Source organism: Actinomadura meyerae (assembly GCF_900188445.1).
In the GTDB taxonomy this organism is placed as follows: domain Bacteria; phylum Actinomycetota; class Actinomycetes; order Streptosporangiales; family Streptosporangiaceae; genus Spirillospora; species Spirillospora meyerae.
In genome coordinates, this window is the sequence record NZ_FZOR01000022.1 from 14,108 (window position 1) to 32,913 (window position 18,806).

The 18,806-nt window shown below is 76.8% G+C and carries 18 protein-coding genes; 5 read left to right on the forward strand and 13 right to left on the reverse strand.

What is annotated here, in order from left to right; translation table 11 throughout:
- Positions 1-10: 10 nt before the first annotated feature.
- The 8 genes from pcaC to CHF16_RS22025 all read right to left on the reverse strand — a co-directional run bounded on the left by pcaC (position 11) and on the right by CHF16_RS22025 (position 6,452).
- Complete coding sequence (gene pcaC / locus CHF16_RS42075; protein ID WP_179271644.1) at positions 11-403, reverse strand: 4-carboxymuconolactone decarboxylase; 393 nt, start codon at positions 401-403, stop codon at positions 11-13.
- Positions 400-1,167: a 3-oxoadipate enol-lactonase gene (pcaD, locus tag CHF16_RS21995; RefSeq protein ID WP_179271645.1), complete on the reverse strand. Its 768-nt coding sequence runs from the start codon at positions 1,165-1,167 to the stop codon at positions 400-402. Before pcaD ends, pcaC begins: the two co-directional genes overlap by 4 nt.
- Positions 1,164-2,399 (reverse strand): 3-carboxy-cis,cis-muconate cycloisomerase, encoded by a 1,236-nt coding sequence (gene pcaB / locus CHF16_RS22000; protein ID WP_089327987.1) that lies wholly within the window; start codon positions 2,397-2,399, stop codon positions 1,164-1,166. Before pcaB ends, pcaD begins: the two co-directional genes overlap by 4 nt.
- Positions 2,389-2,943 (reverse strand): protocatechuate 3,4-dioxygenase subunit alpha, encoded by a 555-nt coding sequence (gene pcaG / locus CHF16_RS22005; RefSeq protein ID WP_089327988.1) that lies wholly within the window; start codon positions 2,941-2,943, stop codon positions 2,389-2,391. Before pcaG ends, pcaB begins: the two co-directional genes overlap by 11 nt.
- On the reverse strand, positions 2,943-3,647 hold the full coding sequence (gene pcaH, locus CHF16_RS22010; RefSeq protein ID WP_089327989.1) for a protocatechuate 3,4-dioxygenase subunit beta: 705 nt from the start codon (positions 3,645-3,647) through the stop codon (positions 2,943-2,945). Before pcaH ends, pcaG begins: the two co-directional genes overlap by 1 nt.
- Before the next feature lie 116 nt (positions 3,648-3,763).
- Positions 3,764-4,741 (reverse strand): sigma-70 family RNA polymerase sigma factor, encoded by a 978-nt coding sequence (locus CHF16_RS22015; RefSeq protein WP_089327990.1) that lies wholly within the window; start codon positions 4,739-4,741, stop codon positions 3,764-3,766.
- A gap of 111 nt (positions 4,742-4,852) precedes the next feature.
- On the reverse strand, positions 4,853-5,944 hold the full coding sequence (locus tag CHF16_RS22020; RefSeq protein ID WP_089327991.1) for a zinc-dependent alcohol dehydrogenase family protein: 1,092 nt from the start codon (positions 5,942-5,944) through the stop codon (positions 4,853-4,855).
- Between the two features lie 10 nt (positions 5,945-5,954).
- On the reverse strand, positions 5,955-6,452 hold the full coding sequence (locus tag CHF16_RS22025) for an XdhC family protein (RefSeq protein ID WP_089327992.1): 498 nt from the start codon (positions 6,450-6,452) through the stop codon (positions 5,955-5,957).
- 153 nt (positions 6,453-6,605) lie between these two features.
- Here CHF16_RS22025 and CHF16_RS22030 point away from each other — a divergent pair, with 153 nt between their 5' ends.
- Positions 6,606-7,160, forward strand: coding sequence for a universal stress protein (locus tag CHF16_RS22030; RefSeq protein WP_089327993.1), 555 nt, complete (start codon positions 6,606-6,608; stop codon positions 7,158-7,160).
- Positions 7,157-8,029, forward strand: coding sequence for a 1-aminocyclopropane-1-carboxylate deaminase/D-cysteine desulfhydrase (locus CHF16_RS22035; RefSeq protein ID WP_089327994.1), 873 nt, complete (start codon positions 7,157-7,159; stop codon positions 8,027-8,029). Before CHF16_RS22030 ends, CHF16_RS22035 begins: the two co-directional genes overlap by 4 nt.
- A gap of 34 nt (positions 8,030-8,063) precedes the next feature.
- On the opposite strand, the gene CHF16_RS22040 is transcribed toward CHF16_RS22035, so the two are convergent.
- The 3 genes from CHF16_RS22040 to CHF16_RS22050 all read right to left on the reverse strand — a co-directional run bounded on the left by CHF16_RS22040 (position 8,064) and on the right by CHF16_RS22050 (position 10,854).
- On the reverse strand, positions 8,064-9,137 hold the full coding sequence (locus tag CHF16_RS22040; protein WP_089327995.1) for an acyl-CoA dehydrogenase family protein: 1,074 nt from the start codon (positions 9,135-9,137) through the stop codon (positions 8,064-8,066).
- Entirely contained in the window at positions 9,134-10,327 is a 1,194-nt protein-coding gene (locus CHF16_RS22045) for an acyl-CoA dehydrogenase family protein (protein WP_089327996.1), read from the reverse strand. The genes CHF16_RS22040 and CHF16_RS22045 overlap by 4 nt, the downstream gene beginning before the upstream one ends.
- Positions 10,328-10,455: 128 nt before the next feature.
- Positions 10,456-10,854, reverse strand: coding sequence for a nuclear transport factor 2 family protein (locus CHF16_RS22050; RefSeq protein WP_089327997.1), 399 nt, complete (start codon positions 10,852-10,854; stop codon positions 10,456-10,458).
- An 82-nt stretch (positions 10,855-10,936) separates the two neighbouring features.
- On the opposite strand from CHF16_RS22050, the gene CHF16_RS22055 reads away from it, so the two are divergent.
- Positions 10,937-11,527 (forward strand): TetR/AcrR family transcriptional regulator, encoded by a 591-nt coding sequence (locus tag CHF16_RS22055; protein ID WP_089327998.1) that lies wholly within the window; start codon positions 10,937-10,939, stop codon positions 11,525-11,527.
- Positions 11,528-11,551: 24 nt separating this feature from the next.
- Here CHF16_RS22055 and CHF16_RS22060 read toward each other — a convergent pair whose 3' ends face one another.
- The gene (locus CHF16_RS22060) at positions 11,552-13,624 is read right to left on the reverse strand and encodes a HelD family protein (protein WP_143228087.1); all 2,073 of its coding nucleotides are present in this window, start codon (positions 13,622-13,624) and stop codon (positions 11,552-11,554) included.
- A 153-nt stretch (positions 13,625-13,777) separates the two neighbouring features.
- Here CHF16_RS22060 and CHF16_RS22065 point away from each other — a divergent pair, with 153 nt between their 5' ends.
- Both CHF16_RS22065 and CHF16_RS22070 read left to right on the forward strand, forming a co-directional pair.
- Positions 13,778-14,581: an SDR family NAD(P)-dependent oxidoreductase gene (locus CHF16_RS22065; RefSeq protein ID WP_089327999.1), complete on the forward strand. Its 804-nt coding sequence runs from the start codon at positions 13,778-13,780 to the stop codon at positions 14,579-14,581.
- Between the two features lie 115 nt (positions 14,582-14,696).
- Entirely contained in the window at positions 14,697-15,533 is an 837-nt protein-coding gene (locus CHF16_RS22070) for an ATP-binding cassette domain-containing protein (protein WP_089328000.1), read from the forward strand.
- Here the strand turns inward: CHF16_RS22070 and CHF16_RS22075 are convergent.
- The gene (locus CHF16_RS22075) at positions 15,466-18,681 is read right to left on the reverse strand and encodes an acetyl-CoA carboxylase family protein (protein WP_089328001.1); all 3,216 of its coding nucleotides are present in this window, start codon (positions 18,679-18,681) and stop codon (positions 15,466-15,468) included. The two genes, CHF16_RS22070 and CHF16_RS22075, sit on opposite strands and share 68 nt — an antisense overlap.
- Positions 18,682-18,806 lie beyond the last annotated feature (125 nt).

The following is an 18,806-nucleotide window of genomic DNA, read 5'->3' on the forward strand; positions in this document are numbered from 1 at the left end:
AACCCGCTCGTCACTCCCCTTCGTCGAGGACCCGCTGGGCGACGGCGAAGGCCGAGTTCGCCGCCGGTACCCCACAATAGATCGCCGTCTGCAGCAGCACCTCTTTGATCTCGTCGTGCGTCAGCCCGTTGCGGACGGCGGCGCGCACGTGCATGGCCAGCTCGTCGAGGTGGCCGCCGGCGACCATGGCGGTGAGGGTGATGCAGCTGCGGGTCCTGCGGTCCAGGCCGGGGCGGCTCCAGATCTCCCCCCAGGCGTACCGGGTGATCATGTCCTGGAAGTCGGCGGTGAACTCGTTCTTGCGCGCCTCGGCGCGGTCGACGTGCGCGTCCCCGAGCACCTCGCGGCGCGTCCGCATGCCCCGCGCGTGCCGCTCCCCGTCGGTCAGGCCGTCCCCGCTCATGCTCTCCCCTTCCACGTGCGGTCCAGGTGCGCGGTGATCTCCGCGGTCACCGCGTCCGGGCGCTCGGCGTTCGCCAGGTGCCCGGCGCCGTCCACCACGGCCAGCCGGGCGCCGGGGATGCCCGCGGCGAGCCGGTCGGCGTGGCCCTCGGGCGGAGTGGGGCCGTCCTGCGCGCCGGCGATCACCAGGGCCGGCGCGCGGACCTCGCCGAGCCGCGCGGTCGCGTCGAACCCGGCGAGGGCGTCGCAGCAGGCGGCGTAGCCCTCGGGGTCGGTCGCGCGGAGCATCGCCACGTAGGGCTCCGCGCCGGTGAAGCCGGGGGTGAACCAGCGTGCCGCCGCCGAGTCGGCCACCGGGCCGGTCCCCTCGCGGCGGACGAGCGCGGCCCGCTCCCGCCACGGCCCCGGGTCGCCGAAGCGCGGGGACGTGCAGCACAGGACCAGGCTGGCCACCCGTCCGGGCGCGCGCAGCGCGAGCGCGGTGCCTACCGCGCCGCCGAGCGACACCCCGGCGTAGGCGGCCCGCTCAGCGCCGAGCTCGTCCAGCAGGGCCAGGACCCCGCCGGCGAGGTCGTCGACGGTGAACGGGCCGTCCGGGACGGGCGCGCCGCCGTGGCCGGGCAGGTCGTAGCGCAGCACCCGCCACGCGCGGGTGAGCGCGGGCAGCTGCGGGAGCCACAGGTCGGCGGTCGTGCCGAGGGACGGGCCGAGGACGACGAGCGGCGCCTCCTCCGGGCCGTCCAGGCGGTACTGGGGGACGGTCACGGGCGGCTCCTCCGGTAGGCGTCCAGGGCCCGGCCGACCAGCGCGGCGGCGTTGCCGGTGCCCGGGTCGCGGCCGAGCACGCCGATCAGGTCGTCCAGGCCGGCGCGCATCCGCTCGGGGGACACCTCCAGGCCCTCCAGCAGCTCGGCGGCGGTCTCCGCGGCGCCGCCGGTGAGGCGCAGGCACTCGCGCAGCGGCTGCCACTCGGCGTGCCACTCCCCCGCCGGCCGCTCGTGCGGCGCGGCCTGCGCGGCGAGCACCACCTGCGCCTGCGCCGGCACCTGCAGCGCTGCGGAGCGGACCAGCGCCGACAGCGCGGGGTTGCGCTTGTGCGGCATCGAGGACGAGCCGCCCCGCCCGGCGCCCGCGGCCTCGGCGGCCTCGCCGACCTCGCTCTGCGCCAGCAGCCACACGTCGGTGGCGATCTTGCCGAGGGCGCCCGCGGCGACCGCCAGCGCCGAGGCGAGCCCGGCGACCGGTGCCCGGCGGGTGTGCCACGGCAGCACCGGGCACGCGAGCCCCGTCTCCTCGGCGAAGGCCGCGACCAGGTCGAAGGCCTCCTCGCCGAAGGCGTCGAGCGTCCCGGCGGGGCCGCCGAGCTGGACCGGCAGCGGCAGCGCGGCCAGCCCATCGCGGGCCTCCAGGCAGCCGAGCAGCCAGTTCGCGGCCTTGGCGCCGAACGTGGTCGGCAGCGCCTGCCGGCCGAGCGTGCGGGCCGCCATCGGGGTGTCGCGGTACCGCGCCGCGAGCCCGGCCAGGGCGTCCAGCACCCGGTCGAGGTCGGCGAGGAGGGCGCGCCGGGCCCGGGCCGCGACGAGCATCGCGCCGGTGTCGGCGATGTCCTGGCTGGTGGCGCCCTTGTGGACGTGCTCGCCCGCGGGCCCGGCGAGGGCGCGCAGGTCGGCGGCCAGCGGCACCGCGGGGTTGCCGGAGCCGCGCGCCCGGCGGGCGATCGCGACGAGGTCGAAGCGGGCGGGGTCGGCGGCAGCGGTGATCGCGGCGGCGGCCGCCTCGGGGACGATGCCGAGGCGGGCCTGCGCGCGCGCCAGTGCCGCCTCGGCGTCCAGCATCGCGGCCAGGTAGGCGAGGTCGCTCGTCGCGGCCTCCGCCGCCGTCCCGGCGCGGACGGGGGACAGCAGCCCCGCGTCCGGCGCCGCGCCCCGCCCGCCCGAGGACCCGTTCCCGCCTGAGGATCCGTGCCCGCCGGTGGAGCCGTGCTCGTCAGAAGGCAAGGAAGACCGTCTCCCCTTCCCCCTGCAGCCGGATGTCGAAGCGGTACTCGCGCTCGCCCTCGCGCGCGGCGACGAGCGTGCCGCGCCGGTCGGCCGGGACCTGCGCGAGCAGCGGGTCGTCGGCGTGGGCGGCCTCGTCCTCGGGGAAGTACAGCCGGGTGAAGACGGGCTTGAGCAGGCCGCGGGCGAACACCAGCACGGCGATGTAGGGCGCGTCGCCGCCGCCGGTCGCACCGGGCTTGACGGTGCTGAACCAGTAGCCGCCGTCGGCGTCGGTGCCGCAGCGGCCGAAGCCGGAGAACCCGTGCCCGGCCCGGGCCAGCCCGCCGGGACGGCGCGGGATCGCGCCGTCCGCGTCCGGCTGCCAGATCTCCAGCAGCGCGTCCGGCACCGGCTCGCCCGCACCGTCGAGCACCCGGCCGCGCACCGCGATCGCGTCGGGCCGCCACGGCGGCACGACCTCCGGGCCGCCCGCGTACGGCAGCGCGAAGCCGAAGAACGGCCCGACGGTCTGGGACGGAGTGGTGAGGGGCGGTGTGCTCATCAGGCCTCCATCGGGGTGTCGCCGAGGACGATGTCCCACTGGTAGCCGAGCGCCCATTCCGGGACGGTGGTGTCCATGTCGAAACGGGAGACCAGCTTCTGCCGGTCCCGCTCGTCGGGGATCGACTGGAAGATCGGGTCGTAGGCGAACAGCGGGTCGCCGGGGAAGTACATCTGGGTGACGAGCCGCTGGGTGAACGCGGTCCCGAACACCGAGAAGTGGATGTGCGCGGGCCGCCAGGCGTTGTGGTGGTTGCCCCACGGGTAGGCGCCCGGCTTGATCGTGACGAACCGGTAGCGGCCGTCGCCGTCGGTGAGGCAGCGCCCCGCGCCGGTGAAGTTCGGATCGAGCGGCGCCGGGTGGATGTCGCCGAGGTGGTTGTAGCGGCCGGCCGCGTTCGCCTGCCAGATCTCCACCAGCGCGCCCCGCACCGGGCGCCCGGCGCCGTCCAGGACCCGGCCGGTCACGACGATCCGCTGGCCCTGCGGCTCACCGGCGTGCTGGACGGTGAGGTCCTCGTCCAGCCGGCCGAGCTCCTGGTGGCCGAAGACCGGCGAGGTCAGCTCGACGCTGTCCGGGCCGAGCTTCGGCATGACCAGCTCCCGTGCCGGGGCGCGGAGCACAGTGCTCTTGTAACCGGGGTACAGGTAGGGCGGGTGCGGCGTGCGCTCCTCCCCGGCTCCCCCGGTCCCTGCGCCGTCCATAGGCGTTCCCTTCCCACGTCGCGGACACCGTGCACCCACCCTGGCACCCTTCGCCGGGTGCGCCGGAACGGTGTTTCCGCCCAGTGGAAACGGCGCGGCCCTCAGAGCTGCGCCGCTCAGAGGTGCTCGGCCAGCCCGAACAGCGGGAACAGGCTCGTGTCGAAGAAGACCGAGGCGTGCGCGACGCCGTCCGCGGTGACGCTCAGCACCTGCAGCTGGTAGGCGCGGTGGACGCCGTCCTCGGCGCGCTTGTAGAGGCCGAACGCGGGCTGCCCGTTCGCGGCGGCGGGGACCATCCGGATGTCGCCCGGGCCGGGCGCGCACTGGGCCGCGATGAGCCGCACCACGTTCTCGGCGCCGACGAACCACTCGGGGAACGGCGGCATCTCCCAGACGATGTCCTTCTTGAACAGCTCGATGAGCCCGGCGATGTCGGCGTCCTCGAACGCCTTGGCGTACCGCTCCAGCAGGTCGCGCTGGGCGGGGTCGGTCGGCTCGGCCAGCTCGTCGCGCATCGGGGCGTCCTGCTCCAGCTGGGCCCGGGCCCGCTGCAGCGCGCTGTTGACCGCCGCCGTGGAGGTGTCGAGCAGCTCGGCGACCTCGGCCGCGCGCCACTTCAGCACGTCCCGCAGGATCAGCACGACCCGCTGCTTGGCGGGCAGGTGCTGCAGCGCCGCGACGAACGCCAGCCGGGTGCTCTCGCGGGCCGCGACGATCGTGGCGGGGTCGGCGGCGTCCGCGCCGAGGACCGCGTCGGGCGCGGGCTCCAGCCACGGCACCTCCGGCGAGGCGACCACGGGCCGCTCCGGCTCCTCGCTCGGCGCGCCCAGCCCCGACGGCATGGGCCGCCTGCCGCGCTGGTCGATCGCGGTGAGGCACACGTTGGTGGCGATGCGGTACAGCCACGTCCGCAGCGACGACCGGCCCTCGAAGTCGCCGTAGGACCGCCACGCCCGCAGGTAGGTCTCCTGGACGAGGTCCTCGGCGTCGTGGATGGACCCCAGCATCCGGTAGCAGTGCGCGAGCAGCTCCCGCCGGTACGGGTCGGCGAGCTGCTGGAAGTCGCGGTCGGATTCGATCGTGGTGTTCGCCATGGTGGTGGTCACCTTCACGTCGGCGGCATCGCTCGGACGGTGCGGCCGGACGGCCCCGTCTCCGGCGACCGTAGGCGACCCCACCGACAGAACGCGTGCAACGCCTTCATGCTACGCAGGGCCCCCGCCGGGCGGCGGCGCTCCGGGCGGATCCGCCGGCGGCTCCTCCCGGTGCGGCTGGATCACCGTGATGCCCGGGCCGGACGGCGCGGTGAGGGCCGCGGGCCCCTCGCCGAGCGGCAGGACGCGGGCGACGAGCAGGTCGGGCCGCAGCGTCCCGGCCCGCACCAGCTCCAGCATCGGGCCGTAGGCGTGCGCGGGCATCCCGTGGCTGCCGGCGATCTCCAGCTCCCAGGCGATGACGCGGTCCATCGGCAGGTCGGCCCGGCCCGCGCCGGGCGGCAGCAGCCCGACCTGGACGTGCCGGCCGCGGCGGCGCAGCGAGGCGACCGAGGCGCGGGCGGTGGCGGGGCTGCCGAGCGCGTCCAGGGACAGGTGGGCGCCGCCGCCGGTGGCGTCGCGGACGGCCGCGGCGACGTCGTCGCGCCCGGCGGCGTCGACGACGGCGGCCGCGCCGCAGCGCCGCGCGAGCTCCAGCGCGGGCGGCGCGACGTCGACGGCGACGACCCGGGCGCCCGCCGCGGCGGCGATCATGACGGCGGACAGGCCGAGGCCGCCGCAGCCGTGCACCGCGACCCACCGGCCGGGGGCGGCGCCGCCCTGGGCGGTGACGGCCCGGAACGCGGTGGCGAACCGGCAGCCGAGCGCGGCGGCGGTGGTGAAGGGCATCCCCTCGGGCAGCCGCACCAGGTTGACGTCGGCGTCGTGGACGGCGACGTACTGGGCGAACGAGCCCCAGTGCGTGAAGCCCGGCTGGGTCTGCGCCTCGCAGACCTGCTGGTCGCCTGCGGCGCACGCGGGGCAGCGGCCGCACGCGCACACGAACGGCGCGGTCACCCGGTCGCCGGGGCGGTGGCGGGTCGTGCCCGCGCCGACCTCCTCGACCGTGCCCGCCAGCTCGTGCCCGGGGACGTGCGGGAAGGAGCGGATGTCGGGGTCGTGGCCCTGCCAGCCGTGCCAGTCGCTGCGGCAGGCGCCGGTGGCCTCGACCCGGATCACCGCGCCGCCCGGGGGCACCGCCGGATCGGGCAGGTCCCGGACGTCGGGCGGCGCCCGGAAGGCGTCGTAGGCGACGGCGCGCACCCGCGGCCCGCTAGAACTCGAAGCCGCCGGGGCGGCCGTTGCGGTCGGCGATCAGCCCGGCGAGCGCGGCGATGGCGATCTCCGCGGGGGTCCTGGAGCCGATGTTGAGCCCGATGGGGCGGTGCACCCGGGCGATCTCGCTCGCCGGGACGCCGAGCTCGGTGAGCGCCGGGATGTGCGGTGCGGGGTGCCGGGGGTTGCCCATCACGCCGACCCACCGGACGGGCTGCGTCAGCACGTCGCGCAGGACGGGCCCGAGCTCGGGGCGGTGGTGGTCGGTGACGACCACGTCGGCGGTGCCGTCGAGGGGCGGCAGGTCGGCGGCGCCCGCGCGGTCCTTGTCGGGGTCGACGAGGAACGTGCGGTAGCCGAGGTCGGCGCCGTAGCGCAGCAGGTGGTCGGCGACGGGGCCGGCGAACACCGCGACCAGCGTCCGCTCCTCGGCCTCGGGCCGGACGTCGCCGTGCGCGACGGCGCAGGCGGGGTCGTGCTCGTGCGGTGCCTCCATGCCGGAAGTGTGCCGTGCGCGGCGGCGGCCGGTCCAGCGGCCACGCCCTCGCCGGGGGCGCCTTCGCGCGGAAACGCCGTTTCCTCGCCGTGGCACTCCCCCCGCCCCCGGGGGTATGCCTAAACTGCTGGCACTCGGCGCACAGGAGGGGTCGTGATCGCGAGACCGGAGGGCGGTCCCCGCATCGTGGTGGGGGTGGACGACTCCGCGGGCGCCCGCTGCGCGCTCTCCTGGGCGATCGGCGCGGCGCGGCTGCGCCGGCTCCCGCTGCTGGTCGTGCACGCGGCGCCGCTGCCGCCGCACGTGTCGGCGGCGGGGCAGCTCGGCTGCGGCATCACCGAGGCGCTGCGCGCCTCCGGCGCCGAGCTCGTCGCGCGGCTGCTCACCGAGGTCTCCGGCGGCCCGCCGAGCGGGGTCGAGCTGACCGCGCTGGCGCTGGTCGGCGAGCCGGGCGCGGCGCTGGTCCGGCTGGCGGGCGACGACGACATCCTGGTCGTCGGGCACGGGACGCGCGGCCCCTTCTCGCGGCTGCTGCGGCCGTCGGTGCGGCTGCACTGCGCGCGGCGCGCCCGCGCGACGCTGGTGTGCGTCCGGCAGCCCTCCTTCGAGACGCTGCTGGAGGGCCTGACCGTGCCGGACTCCTCGCCCGAGCACGTCCAGGGCTCGCGTTTTCGCAGGCTGGGACGGCGGCTGCGGCTGCCGCTGTGAGCGGGCGCCCGACCGGGCCCGCCGCGCTCGCGGCGTCCCCGGTGGCGGAGCTGGACGACGAGCGGGCCGCGCGGCACGGCGTGCGGCTGTTCCTCAAGCGGGACGACCTCGTCCATCCCGAGCTGCCCGGCAACAAGTGGCGCAAGCTCCGGCACAACATCGGCCCGGCGCGCGCGAGGGGCACGCTGCTGACCTTCGGGGGCGCCTACTCCAACCACATCCGGGCCACCGCCGCGGCCGGGCGGATCTTCGGGTTCGCGACGATCGGGGTGATCAGGGGCGAGGAGCACCTGCCGCTGAACGACTCGCTGGCGTACGCCGAGCGGATGGGCATGCGCCTCGCCTACCTGGACCGCGCCGCCTACCGCCGCAAGCACGAGGCCGAGGTCGTCGCCGCCCTGCGCGAGCGGTGGGGCGACTTCTACCTGCTCCCCGAGGGCGGCAGCAACGCCCTGGCCCTCAGGGGCTGCGCGGAACTCGGCGCAGAGGTGCCGGGCTTCGACGTGGTGTGCGTCCCCTGCGGGACGGGCGGGACGCTCGCCGGCCTCGCCGCCGGCCTGGCCCCCGGTCAGCGGGCCCTCGGGTTCTCCGTGCTGAAGGGCGACTTCATGGACGACGAGGTCGAGCGGCTCCAGCGCGAGGCGTACGGGGAGCGGCGGGGCGACTGGCGCGTCGAAGGCGGCTTCCACTTCGGCGGCTACGCGAAGCGGACCCCTGAGCTGGACGCGTTCATCGCCGGATTCGCGGAGCGCCACGGCGTCGTCCTCGACCGGGTCTACACGGCGAAGATGATGTTCGGCGTGCTGGCGCTGGCCGAGCGCGGCGCCTTCCCTCCGGGTGCGCGCGTCCTGGCCGTGATCACCGGCTGACCGGGCGGCCCCGGCGGGGCCGCCCGGTCCGGTGTCACGCCGGGGGCAGGTCGACCAGCTCCGCCAGGGCGGCGCGGTGGTGGTCGGGCGTCCCGAGGGCGATCGAGTCGGCCTTGGCGCGCTTGAGGTACAGGTGCGCGGGGTGCTCCCAGGTGAAGCCGATGCCGCCGTGCATCTGCACGCACTCCTCCGCCGCCTTGAGGGCGACGGCCGAGCAGTGCGCCTGCGCCACGGCCACCGCGATCGGGGTGTCGCCGTCCCCGGCGGCGACGCAGGACGCGGCGTGCCGCGCGACGGCCCGCGCCTGGGTGATGGACGTCCACAGGTCGGCGAGCCGGTGCTTGAGGCCCTGGTAGGAGCCGACCGGGCGGCCGAACTGGTAGCGCGTCTTGACATAGGCGACGGTGTCGTCGAGGCAGCGCTCGGCGAGCCCGAGCTGCTCGGACGCCAGCATCGCCGCCCCGGTCAGCAGGGCCGCCCGGACCGCGTCCAGGCCGGCCGCGACGCGCCGGGCGGGCGCGCCGGAGAAGGCGATGTCGGCGAGGCGCCGGGTCATGTCGAGCGAGGTCACGGCGGTGCGGCGGGCGTCGGCGGCGTCCACCGCGTACAGGCCGCCGGAGGCCGGGACGAGCAGGACGTCGGCGGCCAGGCCGTCGGCGACGCTGGTGACCTCGCCGGTCAGCGTCCCGTCCGCCTCCCGCACGGTGGCGGCGGCGCCGCCGGGCGGGGTGCTGAACGGCACGGCCAGGACCGCGATCCGCTCCCCGGCGGCCAGTTCGGCGAGCAGGCCGCGGTCGCCGGCGGCCAGCAGCGCGGCGGTCGCGACGGCGGCGCTGGTCAGGAACGGGACGGGCGCGGCGGAACGGCCCAGCTCCTCCATCACCACGGCGGTCTCCCGCCAGGTGGCGCCGGCGCCGCCGAGGTCCTCGGGGACGGGGAGCCCGGCGCAGCCGAGCTGCCCGGCGACGGCGCGCCACAGGTCCGCGTCGTAGGGCGCGTCCTTCTCCACGCCGGCGAGGACGGACGTCCAGGGCGCCTTGTCCTCGAGCAGCTCGCGGACGCCCGCGCGCAGGTCGGTCTCGATCTCCGAGTACAGCAGGTCGCTCATTTGGGCAGGTCCTTCCAGGCCACGTCCTTGTCGACGCGGATCTCGCCGGGCAGGCCGAGGACGCGCTCGGCGATGATGTTGCGCAGGATCTCCGAGGTGCCGCCCTCGATGGAGTTGCCCTTGGCGCGCAGGTAGCGGTAGCCGGGCGAGCGGCGGGTGAAGTCGACCTCGGTGGGGCGGCGCATCGTCCAGTCGTCGTAGCGCAGGCCGTCCTCGCCGAGCAGTTCCAGCTCCAGCCCGGAGACCTCCTGGTTGAGCTTGGCGAAGGCGAGCTTGGCCCCCGAGCCCTCGGGGCCGGGCTGCCCGGCGGTGAGCTGCTGGCGCAGCCGCTGCCCGGTGAGCCGGGCGGCCTCGGTCTCCACCCAGGCGCGCAGCAGCGCCTCGTGCAGGCCGGGGGTGCGCAGCTCGGGGCGGTCGCGCCAGAGCGCGGCGACCACGCCGATCATGCCGCCCTCGCGCGGCGCGGCGCTGCCGCCGATCGCGACGCGCTCGTTCATCAGGGTGGTGGTGGACACCCGCCAGCCCTGCCCGACCTCGCCGAGCCGGTGCGCGTCGGGGATCCGCACGTCGGTGAGGAACACCTCGTTGAACTCGGCCTCACCGGTGATCTGCCGCAGCGGGCGGACCTCGACGCCGGGCGCGGTCATGTCGCACACGAAGTAGGTCATGCCGCGGTGCTTGGGGACGTCGGGGTCGGTGCGGGTCACGAGGATCGCCCACCGCGCCTCGTGCGCCATGGACGTCCAGACCTTCTGCCCGTTGACCGTCCAGGAGTCGCCGTCGCGGACGGCGCGGGTGGCGAGCGCGGCGAGGTCGGAGCCGGCGCCGGGCTCGCTGAACAGCTGGCACCACAGCTCCTCGCCGGTCCACAGCGGGCGCAGGAAGCGGCGCTTCTGCTCCTCGGTGCCGAACGCGAGGATCGTCGGCGCGGCCATGCCGAGGCCGATGCCGTTGCGCTCGGGGTGGTTGCCCGGCGCGCCGGCGGCGGCGAACGCCCGGTCGACGGCGGGCTGCAGGTGCCGCGGGGCGCCGAGCCCGCCGAGCCCCTCGGGGTAGTGGACCCAGGCGAGCCCGGCGTCGAACCGGGCGCGCAGGAACTCCAGGGGCTCGGTGGCCGAGGGGTCGTGGGCGGCGAGGAACTCGCCGACCCGGCGGCTCAGCTCGTCGGCGTCGGGCGGTGCTGTGCTCACAGGGCGGACCTCCGCGCGGGGCGGCGGGCGGCGGCCGGGCCGCCCGCGAACGGACATACCAACCGGTCGGTATGGCCCGTCCAGCCTAGGAACCGACCGGACGGCGAGTCAACCGCGCCGCCCGCCGGTCACGCCATCGCCTGCTCGAAGACCCGGTGGTGGGCGTAGTCGCGGGACTCCACGATGTGCCCGTCGCGCACCCGCATGACGAAGATGTTCGGCAGCACGAACTCCCGTCCCGTCTCGGTGTTGCGCGCCGCGTACTCGAACTCCGCGATGATCACTTCCGGGTCGGCGGTCTGGTGGACGACGACGTTGCGCGCCTCCATCTCCAGCGGCAGGGTCTCCAGCTGGGCGAAGTGCGCGCGCAGGGCGTCGCGCCCCTCCAGCCGCGAGCCGGGCAGCGCGAACGGGTGGACGACGACCGCGTCCTCCGCGTACAGCCGCGGCAGGTCGCCGGGCCGGCGGGCGGTGATGCCGTCGATCAGCCGCTGGAAGACGGCCCGGGGGGTGGCGAACTCGGACATGGCTGACTCCCCTACAATCGGAGTTCTTACTCCGAATGCAAAATACGGAGTCAAAACTCCACTTGTCAATCGGAAGGCCGCGATGACATCTCCCGACTCCGGCAGGCCGCTGCGCGCCGACGCCCTGCGCAACCGGGCCAAGGTGCTCGCCGCCGCCGAGGAGGTCTTCGCCGCCCGGGGGACCTCCGCGTCCACCGAGGAGGTCGCGCGGCGGGCGGGCGTCGGGATCGGCACGGTGTTCCGGCACTTCCCCACCAAGGAGTCGCTGCTCGAGGCCGTGCTGGTCGCGCTGCTGGAGCGGCTCGCCGGGGAGGCCGCGGAGCTGGCGGAGTCCGCCGACCCGGGCGAGGCGTTCTTCGATTTCTTCTCCCGGGTGGTCGCGCAGGCGGCGGCGAAGCGGGCCGTGACCGAGGCGCTGGCAGAGGCGGGCGTCGACGCCCGCGCGGCCACCGGGAGCGCCCGCCCCGGCCTGCGGACGGCGCTCGGCGCGCTCCTCGAACGCGCGCAGGAGGCCGGGGCCGTCCGCACCGACGTCGGCCCGCGGGAGGTCATGGCGCTGCTGGCCGGCATGTCGTACGCGGCCGGGCACGCCGGGGCCCGCGAGGACGTCCTCCGGATCGCCTTCGACGGGCTGCGCCCGCGCGCGGCCCGGGAACCGGCCGCGCGCGGGTAGCGGCCCCCGCCGGGAGGCGGCCCGTCAGGCGGCCAGCTCCGCCGGCAGGTCGTCGCGGTGCAGGACGGTCAGCGAGGTGACCGCGCGGGTCAGCGCGACGTACAGCCGGGCGAGGCCGCGCGCCTCGGCGGCGGCGATCGCGGCGGGCTCGGCGACGATCACGTGGTCGTACTCCAGGCCCTTGGCGAGGGTCGCCGGGATGACCAGGAGCCGGCCGGCGCCGTCGGACTCCGGGCCGAGCACGGCGTGCTCCAGGCCGGCCGCCGCGAGGGCCGCCGCGTGCGCGGCGACGGCGGCGTCCGGGACGATCAGGCCGACCGAGCCGGGGCGGGCGAGGGCCGCACGGGCGGCCTCGGCGGCCTCCGGGACCACGTCGGCGACGCGGCGCACCTCCAGCGCGCCGGCGCCGGGCCGCAGCGAGCGCGGGCGCTCCAGGCCGGGCGCGACGTGCGGGAGCAGCCGGGCGGCGTAGTCCAGGACGGTGCCGGGGACGCGGAACCCCAGGGTCAGCTCGGTGACCTCCCCGTCCTGCCCGAGGTGGGCGAGGACGTCCTTCCAGGAGCGGGCCGACCAGGCGGTGGTGCCCTGGGCGAGGTCGCCGAGGACGGTCGCCGAGCCCGTCCCGCAGCGGCGGCCCAGCGCCCGCAGCTGCATCGGCGACAGGTCCTGGGCCTCGTCCACGACGAGGTGGCCGAGCGAGGGGGTCCGGTCGATGAGGTCGCGCAGCTCGTCGAGGAGGGCCCGGTCGGCGGCGGTCCACTTGGCCGACCGGTGCGAGCGCGGCGCCTTCGGCCACCTCAGCGCGGCCTGCTCGGCGTCGTCGAGGACGCTCCCGGCCGCGCGGGCGAGGAACTCCGCGTCCGACAGCAGCCGGTACAGGACCTGCTCGGCGGTCACCTTCGGCCACACCGCGTCCAGCACCTCCCGGACCGGCCGGCTCCGGGCGACCTGGTCCTGGACGCGGTCGTCGGGCGCCTCGCCGCGCTGCTCCATCAGCACCAGCACCCGGTGCGCGAGGCGCTGCGCGAACGCGGCGCGGCCCGCCCCGTACCGGGTGGTGCCGCGCAGCCCGGCGGCGATCTCCCGGACCTCGTGGGCGGCGAGCCGGTGCCGGACCGAGCCGCGGGCGACGACCAGGCCCTCCTCGGGCTTGCGGACGTGCAGCCACAGCGCCCGGCGCAGGACGTCCGCCATCCGCGCGTCGCCCTTGGCGGCCGCCGCCTCCGCGGACTCCTCCCCCAGCGGCGCGCCGAGCAGGTCGTCGATCGTGGCCTGCTCGACCCGGACCTCGCCGAGCGCCGGCAGGACGGCCGAGATGTAGCCGAGGAACGCCCGGTTCGGGCCGACGATGAGGACGCCGGACCGCGACAGCCGCTCCCGGTGGGTGAACAGCAGGTAGGCGGCGCGGTGCAGGCCGACGGCGGTCTTGCCGGTGCCGGGCGCGCCCTGCACGCAGACCGTGCGGGGCAGGTCCGCGCGGACGATCACGTCCTGCTCGGGCTGGATGGTCGCGACGATGTCGCGCATCGGCCCGGTGCGGGGCCGCTCGATCTCCTCGGTGAGGATCCGGGACGGCCCGGCGGCGGGCCCGTCGAGTGGCTCGTCCTCGAACGCGGTCAGCTCGCCGCCCCGGAACCCGAAGCGGCGCCGCAGCCGCCAGCCCATCGGGTCGGCGGGGCCGGCCTGGTAGAAGGCGCGGCAGACGGGCGCGCGCCAGTCCAGCACGAGGGGGCGCCCCTCGGCGCCGTCGTGGACGTGCCGCCGCCCCACGTACACGACGCCGGGGAGGTCGGGGTCGCCCCCGGCGGCGCGGTCCATCCGGCCGAAGAACAGGGGCGTGCCGGGGTGGTCGGCGAGCGCGGCGACCCGGCGGTCGAGCATCGACTCCAGGATCTGCCTGCTGACCCAGTCGGCGGCGACGTCGGCCGACAGACTCGCGGCGTGCTCGCGCATCCGGCGCAGCGCGGCGCGGGACTCGGCCAGGTGGGCGCGTTCGGCGGCGAGGACCTCCGGCTCGGGGAGGGTTTCCGTGTCGGGGAGTATCTCCGTGCCGGCGAGTATCTCCGTTTCGTCGGGTTCGGCGGTTTCGGCGGGCATGCGGGCAGACCTCCGGCGGCGCAGGGGCGAACTGGGGAAACCCACAACCTTACCGGCCGGGCAGGGGCCCCGCGCGGCGACTTCGGCGGCCGGATCCGGCGGCGGCGGCGCTTCGCCTTGCCCGTCCGGGCGGCGTGTGTGACGTTGGGCGCCATGGTGACTTTGACGGGACGGTCCGCGCTGGTCACGGGAGCCTCGTCCGGCATCGGCGCGGTGGTCGCCGAGGCGCTCGCCGCCGCCGGCGCCCGCGTCGGGCTGGTGGCGCGGCGCAAGGACAGGCTCGAGCAGGTCCTCGCGCGCTGCCGCGAGCACTCCCCCGACTCGGCGATGTGGACCGCCGACCTGGGCGACCTCGACGGCGTCGCCGACCTCGCGGCCGCCGCCGAGCGCGAGCTGGGCGGCGTGGACGTGCTGGTCAACAACGCGGGGATGCCGAAGCGCCGCCGCGTCCAGGACCTCACGCCCGCCGAGGCCGAGGAGGTGATGCTGCTGAACTACGCCTCCCCGGTACGGCTCACCCTGGCGCTGCTGCCCGGCATGATCGCGCGCGGGCGCGGGCACCTGGTGGCGATCGGGTCGGTCGCGGCGCGCCTCGGGCCGCCGCACGAGGGCGCGTACGGGGCGTCCAAGGCGGCGCTCACCGCGTTCTGGGAGAGCATGGCGGTCGACCTCGACGGCACGGGCGTGCTGGCGCACGTGGTCCAGCCCGCGCTCATCGCCGGGACGGAGCTGTTCACGCTGCCGGGCAACGAGCCGCCGCTGAGCGACGTGTCCGACGCGCTCCCGCCGCAGCGCGTCGCCGACGCCGTCCTGGCCGCGCTGGAGACCGGCAGGTTCGAGCACTACGTGCCGGACTGGTTCGAGGAGATGGCGTCCGGCAAGGCGGCCGACGTCGAGGCGTTCGTCGCCGGCGTCAAGGAGTGGCGGCGCGACCGGCTGGAACCGCCCGCGCCCTGACGGGCGGAGCGCGGCGGGCGGCGCCCGGCACAGGGCGTTGCCGCCGCGTCCGCGCCTCAGTAGGGTGTGGGGTCCGCCGGTGATCCACATCACAGTGAGCCGAGGTGCGGACGGTATGGCAGGGCTCCTGGTGCGCGACGTCACGGTACGGTTCGGCGCGGTGACGGCCGTGGACGGCGCCGGGCTCGCCGCGCCGCCCGGCGCGGTCACCGGGCTGATCGGCCCGGACGGCGCGGGCAAGACGACGCTGTGCGAGGTGATCGCCGGGCTGCGGCGCCCCGCGGCGGGCACCGTCCACCTCGGCGACGCCGACCTGACCGGGAGCGCCGCCCGCGAGCGGGCCCGGCGCGGCATCGCCCGCGCAGCCCCGGGGCCGGAGCCCGCGGGCGCGCGCACCGTGCGGGAGGCGGTGCGGGCCGCCGCCGCGCGGCACGCGCTGACGGCGCCGGTCCCCGGCCGGACGGCGCGCGACCGGTGGCGGCGCCGCCTGGACGCCCGGCGCGACGCGGGCCGGCGCGCCGACGAGGTGCTCGCCCGCGTCGGCATCGCCGAGTACGCCGACCGGTGCGCGCGGGAGGCCCCGCCCGGCGTCGCACTCCTGACCGGGCTGGCGCGGGCCCTGGCCGCCGAACCTGCGGTGCTGCTGCTGGACGAGCCCTGGGACGGCCTGCCGGTGCGGTACGCGCGCGCCCTGGAGGTGCTGCTGCGCGACCTGGCCGCCGAGGGCCTCGCCGTGCTGGTGGCCGGGCGGGAATTGGAGCCGGTGCTCGGCGTCTGCGACGCCCTGCACGTCCTGGACGGCGGCCGGGTGATCGCGGCGGGCGCGCCCGCGGAGGTCCGGGCCGACCCGCGGGTGCGGGACGCCTACCGCGCCGGCCGGCCGGTCACCACGTGTCGATCCACGGCCGGGGACGGTCCTGTACCGGCGGTGCTCCGGCGAGCACCGCGGTGATCCAGCGGCGGGTGTCCGCGGGGTCGATGACGTCGTCCAGCTCGAACACCGTGGCCGCGTGCAGCGCCTTGCCGTACTCGTAGGCGGCGGCCACCATCTGCTCGAACAGGGCCTGCGGGTCCTCGGCCGCCTCCAGCTCCTTGCGGAACCCGAGCCGGACGGCGCCCTCCAGCCCCATGCCGCCGATCTCGCCGGTGGGCCAGGCGACGGTCGCGAGCGGCGCCTTGAACCCGCCGCCCGCCATGGCCTGCGCGCCGAGCCCGTAGCCCTTGCGCAGCACGACCGTGATGATCGGGACGCGCAGGTTGGCGCCGATGACGAACAGCCGGCTGAAGTGCCGGACGGTCGCGGTGCGCTCGGCGTCCGGGCCGACCATGAAGCCGGGGGTGTCGCACAGCGACACCACGGGCAGGCCGTGCGCGTCGCACAGCTGCAGGAACCGGGCGGCCTTGTCGGCGGCGTCGCGGTCGATGGCGCCGCCGAGGTGCGCGGGGTTGCTGGCGATGAGGCCCATCGGGCGGCCCTCGATCCGCACCAGCGCGGTGATGATCCCGACGCCGAAGGCGCGGCGCAGCTCAAGCACCGACCCGGTGTCGGCGAGGTGCCCGACGGCGCGGCGGACGTCGTAGGCGCGCTTGCGGTTCTCCGGGACGAGGTGCCGCAGGACGCGCTGGTCGCCGCACTCCCACTCCGCCCGCGGGCCGCGGAAGTACGACAGGTAGCGGCGCGCGGCGTCGACGGCCTCGGCCTCGTCCTCCACGACGATGTCGACGACCCCGTTGTGTTCCTGGTCGGCGATCGGGCCGATCTCCTCGGGGGCGAACACGCCGAGGCCGCCGCCCTCGATCATCGCGGGGCCGCCCATGCCGATGTTGGCGTCGCGCGTGGCGATGATGGTGTCGCAGCAGCCGAGCAGGGCGGCGTTCCCGGCGAAGCAGCGCCCGGAGGCGATCCCCACCGACGGGACGACGCCGCTGAGCCGCCCCATCGCGTGGAAGGTCGTCACGTCCAGGCCGGACACGCTGCTGGTGTCGGTGTCGCCGGGGCGGCCCCCGCCGCCCTCGGCGAACAGCACCAGCGGGAGGCGGCGGCGGTGGGCGATGTCGAGCATCCGGTCGGTCTTGCGGTGGTTCTGGTGGCCCTGCGTCCCGGCCAGCACCATGTAGTCGTAGGACATGACGACGGCCTGCTCGCCGTCGACGTCCCCGATGCCGCACACCATGCCGTCGGCCGGGGTGCGCTCGATGAGCTCGTCCAGGGGGCGGCGCTGCCGCTGCGCGGCGATCGCGAGGGCGCCGTACTCGACGAACGTGCCGGGGTCGCACAGGTCGGCGATGTTCTCGCGGGCGGTGCGGTGGCCGCGCGCGTGCCGCTTGGCGACGGCCTCGGGCCGCGCCGCGTCGAGGCCGATCTCGTGGCGGCGCAGCGTCTCGGCGAGGTCGGCGCGGATCGCGGCGAGGTCGGTCTCGTCCTCCTCGGCGGCGACTCCGCCGCCGGCGTCCGCGGGTTCGGTGAACAGCAGCGGGGCGCCCTCGGCCACGGTGTCCCCGGGTGCGGCGGCCAGCATCCGGACCACGCCCGCCTCGGCCGCGCGGACGACGTGCTCCATCTTCATCGCCTCGAGGACCGCCACCGGCGTCCCGGCCCGGACGAGGTCGCCCTCGGCCGTCTCGAAGCCCACGACCGTCCCCTGCATCGGGGCGGGGACGGCGACCGTGCCGGGCGGTGCGTCCGGCACGGCGGCGGCCTCCGGCTCGGCGGCACCGGGGGCGGTCTCGGGGTAGTAGCGGCGGTGCTCGCTCTCCAGCAGCTCGGCCAGGTGGGTGCCGATGAAGGAGGTGTCGGCGCGTCCGGCGGTGAACTCCGGGTGCCGCAGCACGCCCTGGAGCAGCGGGATGCTCGTGGGCACGCCCGCTACCTCGAACTCGCCGAGCGCTCCGTGCGCCCGCGCGGCGGCGGACGGGAGGTCCTCGGCGCGGGCGATCACCTTGGCGAGCAGCGGGTCGTAGCGCAGTCCGGTCCGGTACCCGGCGTAGCCGCAGGTGTCGACGCGGACGCCGGGCCCGGACGGCGGCGCGAACGCGGTGAGCGTCCCGGCGCGGGGGTGCGGCGCGCCGTCCGCGCCGATCGTCTCGGTGTTGACGCGCACCTGCACGGCGCAGCCGGACGCCGGCGGCGGCGCGGCCAGGCCCACGCCCGCGAGGTCCTCCCCCAGCGCGAGCCGGATCTGGGCCTTCACCAGGTCGACGCCGGTGATCTCCTCGGTGACGGTGTGCTCGACCTGGAGCCGGGGGTTGGCCTCCAGGAACCAGAACTCGGCGCCCGCGACGAGGAACTCGAACGTGCCGAGGCCCTCGTAGCGGACGCGGGCGGCCATGCGCAGCGCGGCGTCCAGCAGCGCGTCCCGCGTCCCGGCGGGCAGCGCGGGCGCGGGCGCGACCTCGATCAGCTTCTGGTGGCGCCGCTGGACGCTGCAGTCGCGCTCCCACAGGTGGGTGACGGCGCCCGTCCCGTCCCCGGCGACCTGGACCTCGATGTGGCGGGCGCGGGGCACGTACTTCTCCGCGTACAGGTCGCCGGAGCCGAACGAGGCGAGCGCCTCCGACCGGCACCGCTCGTAGGCGGCGGCCATCTCCTCCGGGTCGGCGACGACGCGCATGCCGCGCCCGCCGCCGCCCGCGAGCGCCTTCAGCATCACGGGCCCGTGCTCGCGGGCGAACGCCTCGGCTTCCGCCAGGCCCACCGCGCCGCCCGTGCCCGGCGCCACCGGAACCCCCGCCGCGCGGGCCAGCTCCCGCGCCCGCGCCTTGTCGCCGAACAGCTCCAGCAGTTCGGGGCGGGGGCCCACGAACGCGAGCCCGGCGGCGGCGCAGCCCGCGGCGAAGGCCGCGTTCTCGCTCAGGAACCCGTAGCCGGGGTGGACGGCGGCGGCCCCGGCGTCCTTGGCGGCGGCGATGAGCGCGTCCGCGTCGAGGTAGCCGGCGACGCCCTCGCCGGGCAGCTCCCGCACCTCGTCGGCGCGGCGGACGTGCGCCGAGGCCGCGTCGTCGCGGGTGCGGACGGCGACCGTCCGCAGGCCCAGCTCGGCCGCGGCCCGCACGACCCGCAGCGCGATCTCTCCCCGGTTGGCCACAAGGATCCCGCCCACCCGGCCTCCTCACCGTCGCCTGCGCCGATGGGCCCTCACTCTAGAGAGCGGCCCGCGGGGGCGGTGCGCCCGCCTCCCGGACCGGGCCGCGCCCGCCGGGCTCCTGGATGGCCCCGCCGCCGGGC

Excerpts from the sequence above, each read along its gene's own strand:
- pcaC (WP_179271644.1), bottom strand. The coding sequence starts at position 403 with ATGAGCGGGGACGGCCTGACCGACGGGGAGCGGCACGCGCGGGGCATG.
- pcaG (WP_089327988.1), bottom strand. The coding sequence starts at position 2,943 with ATGAGCACACCGCCCCTCACCACTCCGTCCCAGACCGTCGGGCCGTTC.
- pcaH (WP_089327989.1), bottom strand. The coding sequence starts at position 3,647 with ATGGACGGCGCAGGGACCGGGGGAGCCGGGGAGGAGCGCACGCCGCAC.
- CHF16_RS22015 (WP_089327990.1), bottom strand. The coding sequence starts at position 4,741 with ATGGCGAACACCACGATCGAATCCGACCGCGACTTCCAGCAGCTCGCC.
- CHF16_RS22025 (WP_089327992.1), bottom strand. The coding sequence starts at position 6,452 with ATGGAGGCACCGCACGAGCACGACCCCGCCTGCGCCGTCGCGCACGGC.
- CHF16_RS22040 (WP_089327995.1), bottom strand. The coding sequence starts at position 9,137 with ATGAGCGACCTGCTGTACTCGGAGATCGAGACCGACCTGCGCGCGGGC.
- CHF16_RS22050 (WP_089327997.1), bottom strand. The coding sequence starts at position 10,854 with ATGTCCGAGTTCGCCACCCCCCGGGCCGTCTTCCAGCGGCTGATCGAC.
- CHF16_RS22055 (WP_089327998.1), top strand. The coding sequence starts at position 10,937 with ATGACATCTCCCGACTCCGGCAGGCCGCTGCGCGCCGACGCCCTGCGC.
- CHF16_RS22060 (WP_143228087.1), bottom strand. The coding sequence starts at position 13,624 with ATGCCCGCCGAAACCGCCGAACCCGACGAAACGGAGATACTCGCCGGC.
- CHF16_RS22065 (WP_089327999.1), top strand. The coding sequence starts at position 13,778 with ATGGTGACTTTGACGGGACGGTCCGCGCTGGTCACGGGAGCCTCGTCC.
- CHF16_RS22070 (WP_089328000.1), top strand. The coding sequence starts at position 14,697 with ATGGCAGGGCTCCTGGTGCGCGACGTCACGGTACGGTTCGGCGCGGTG.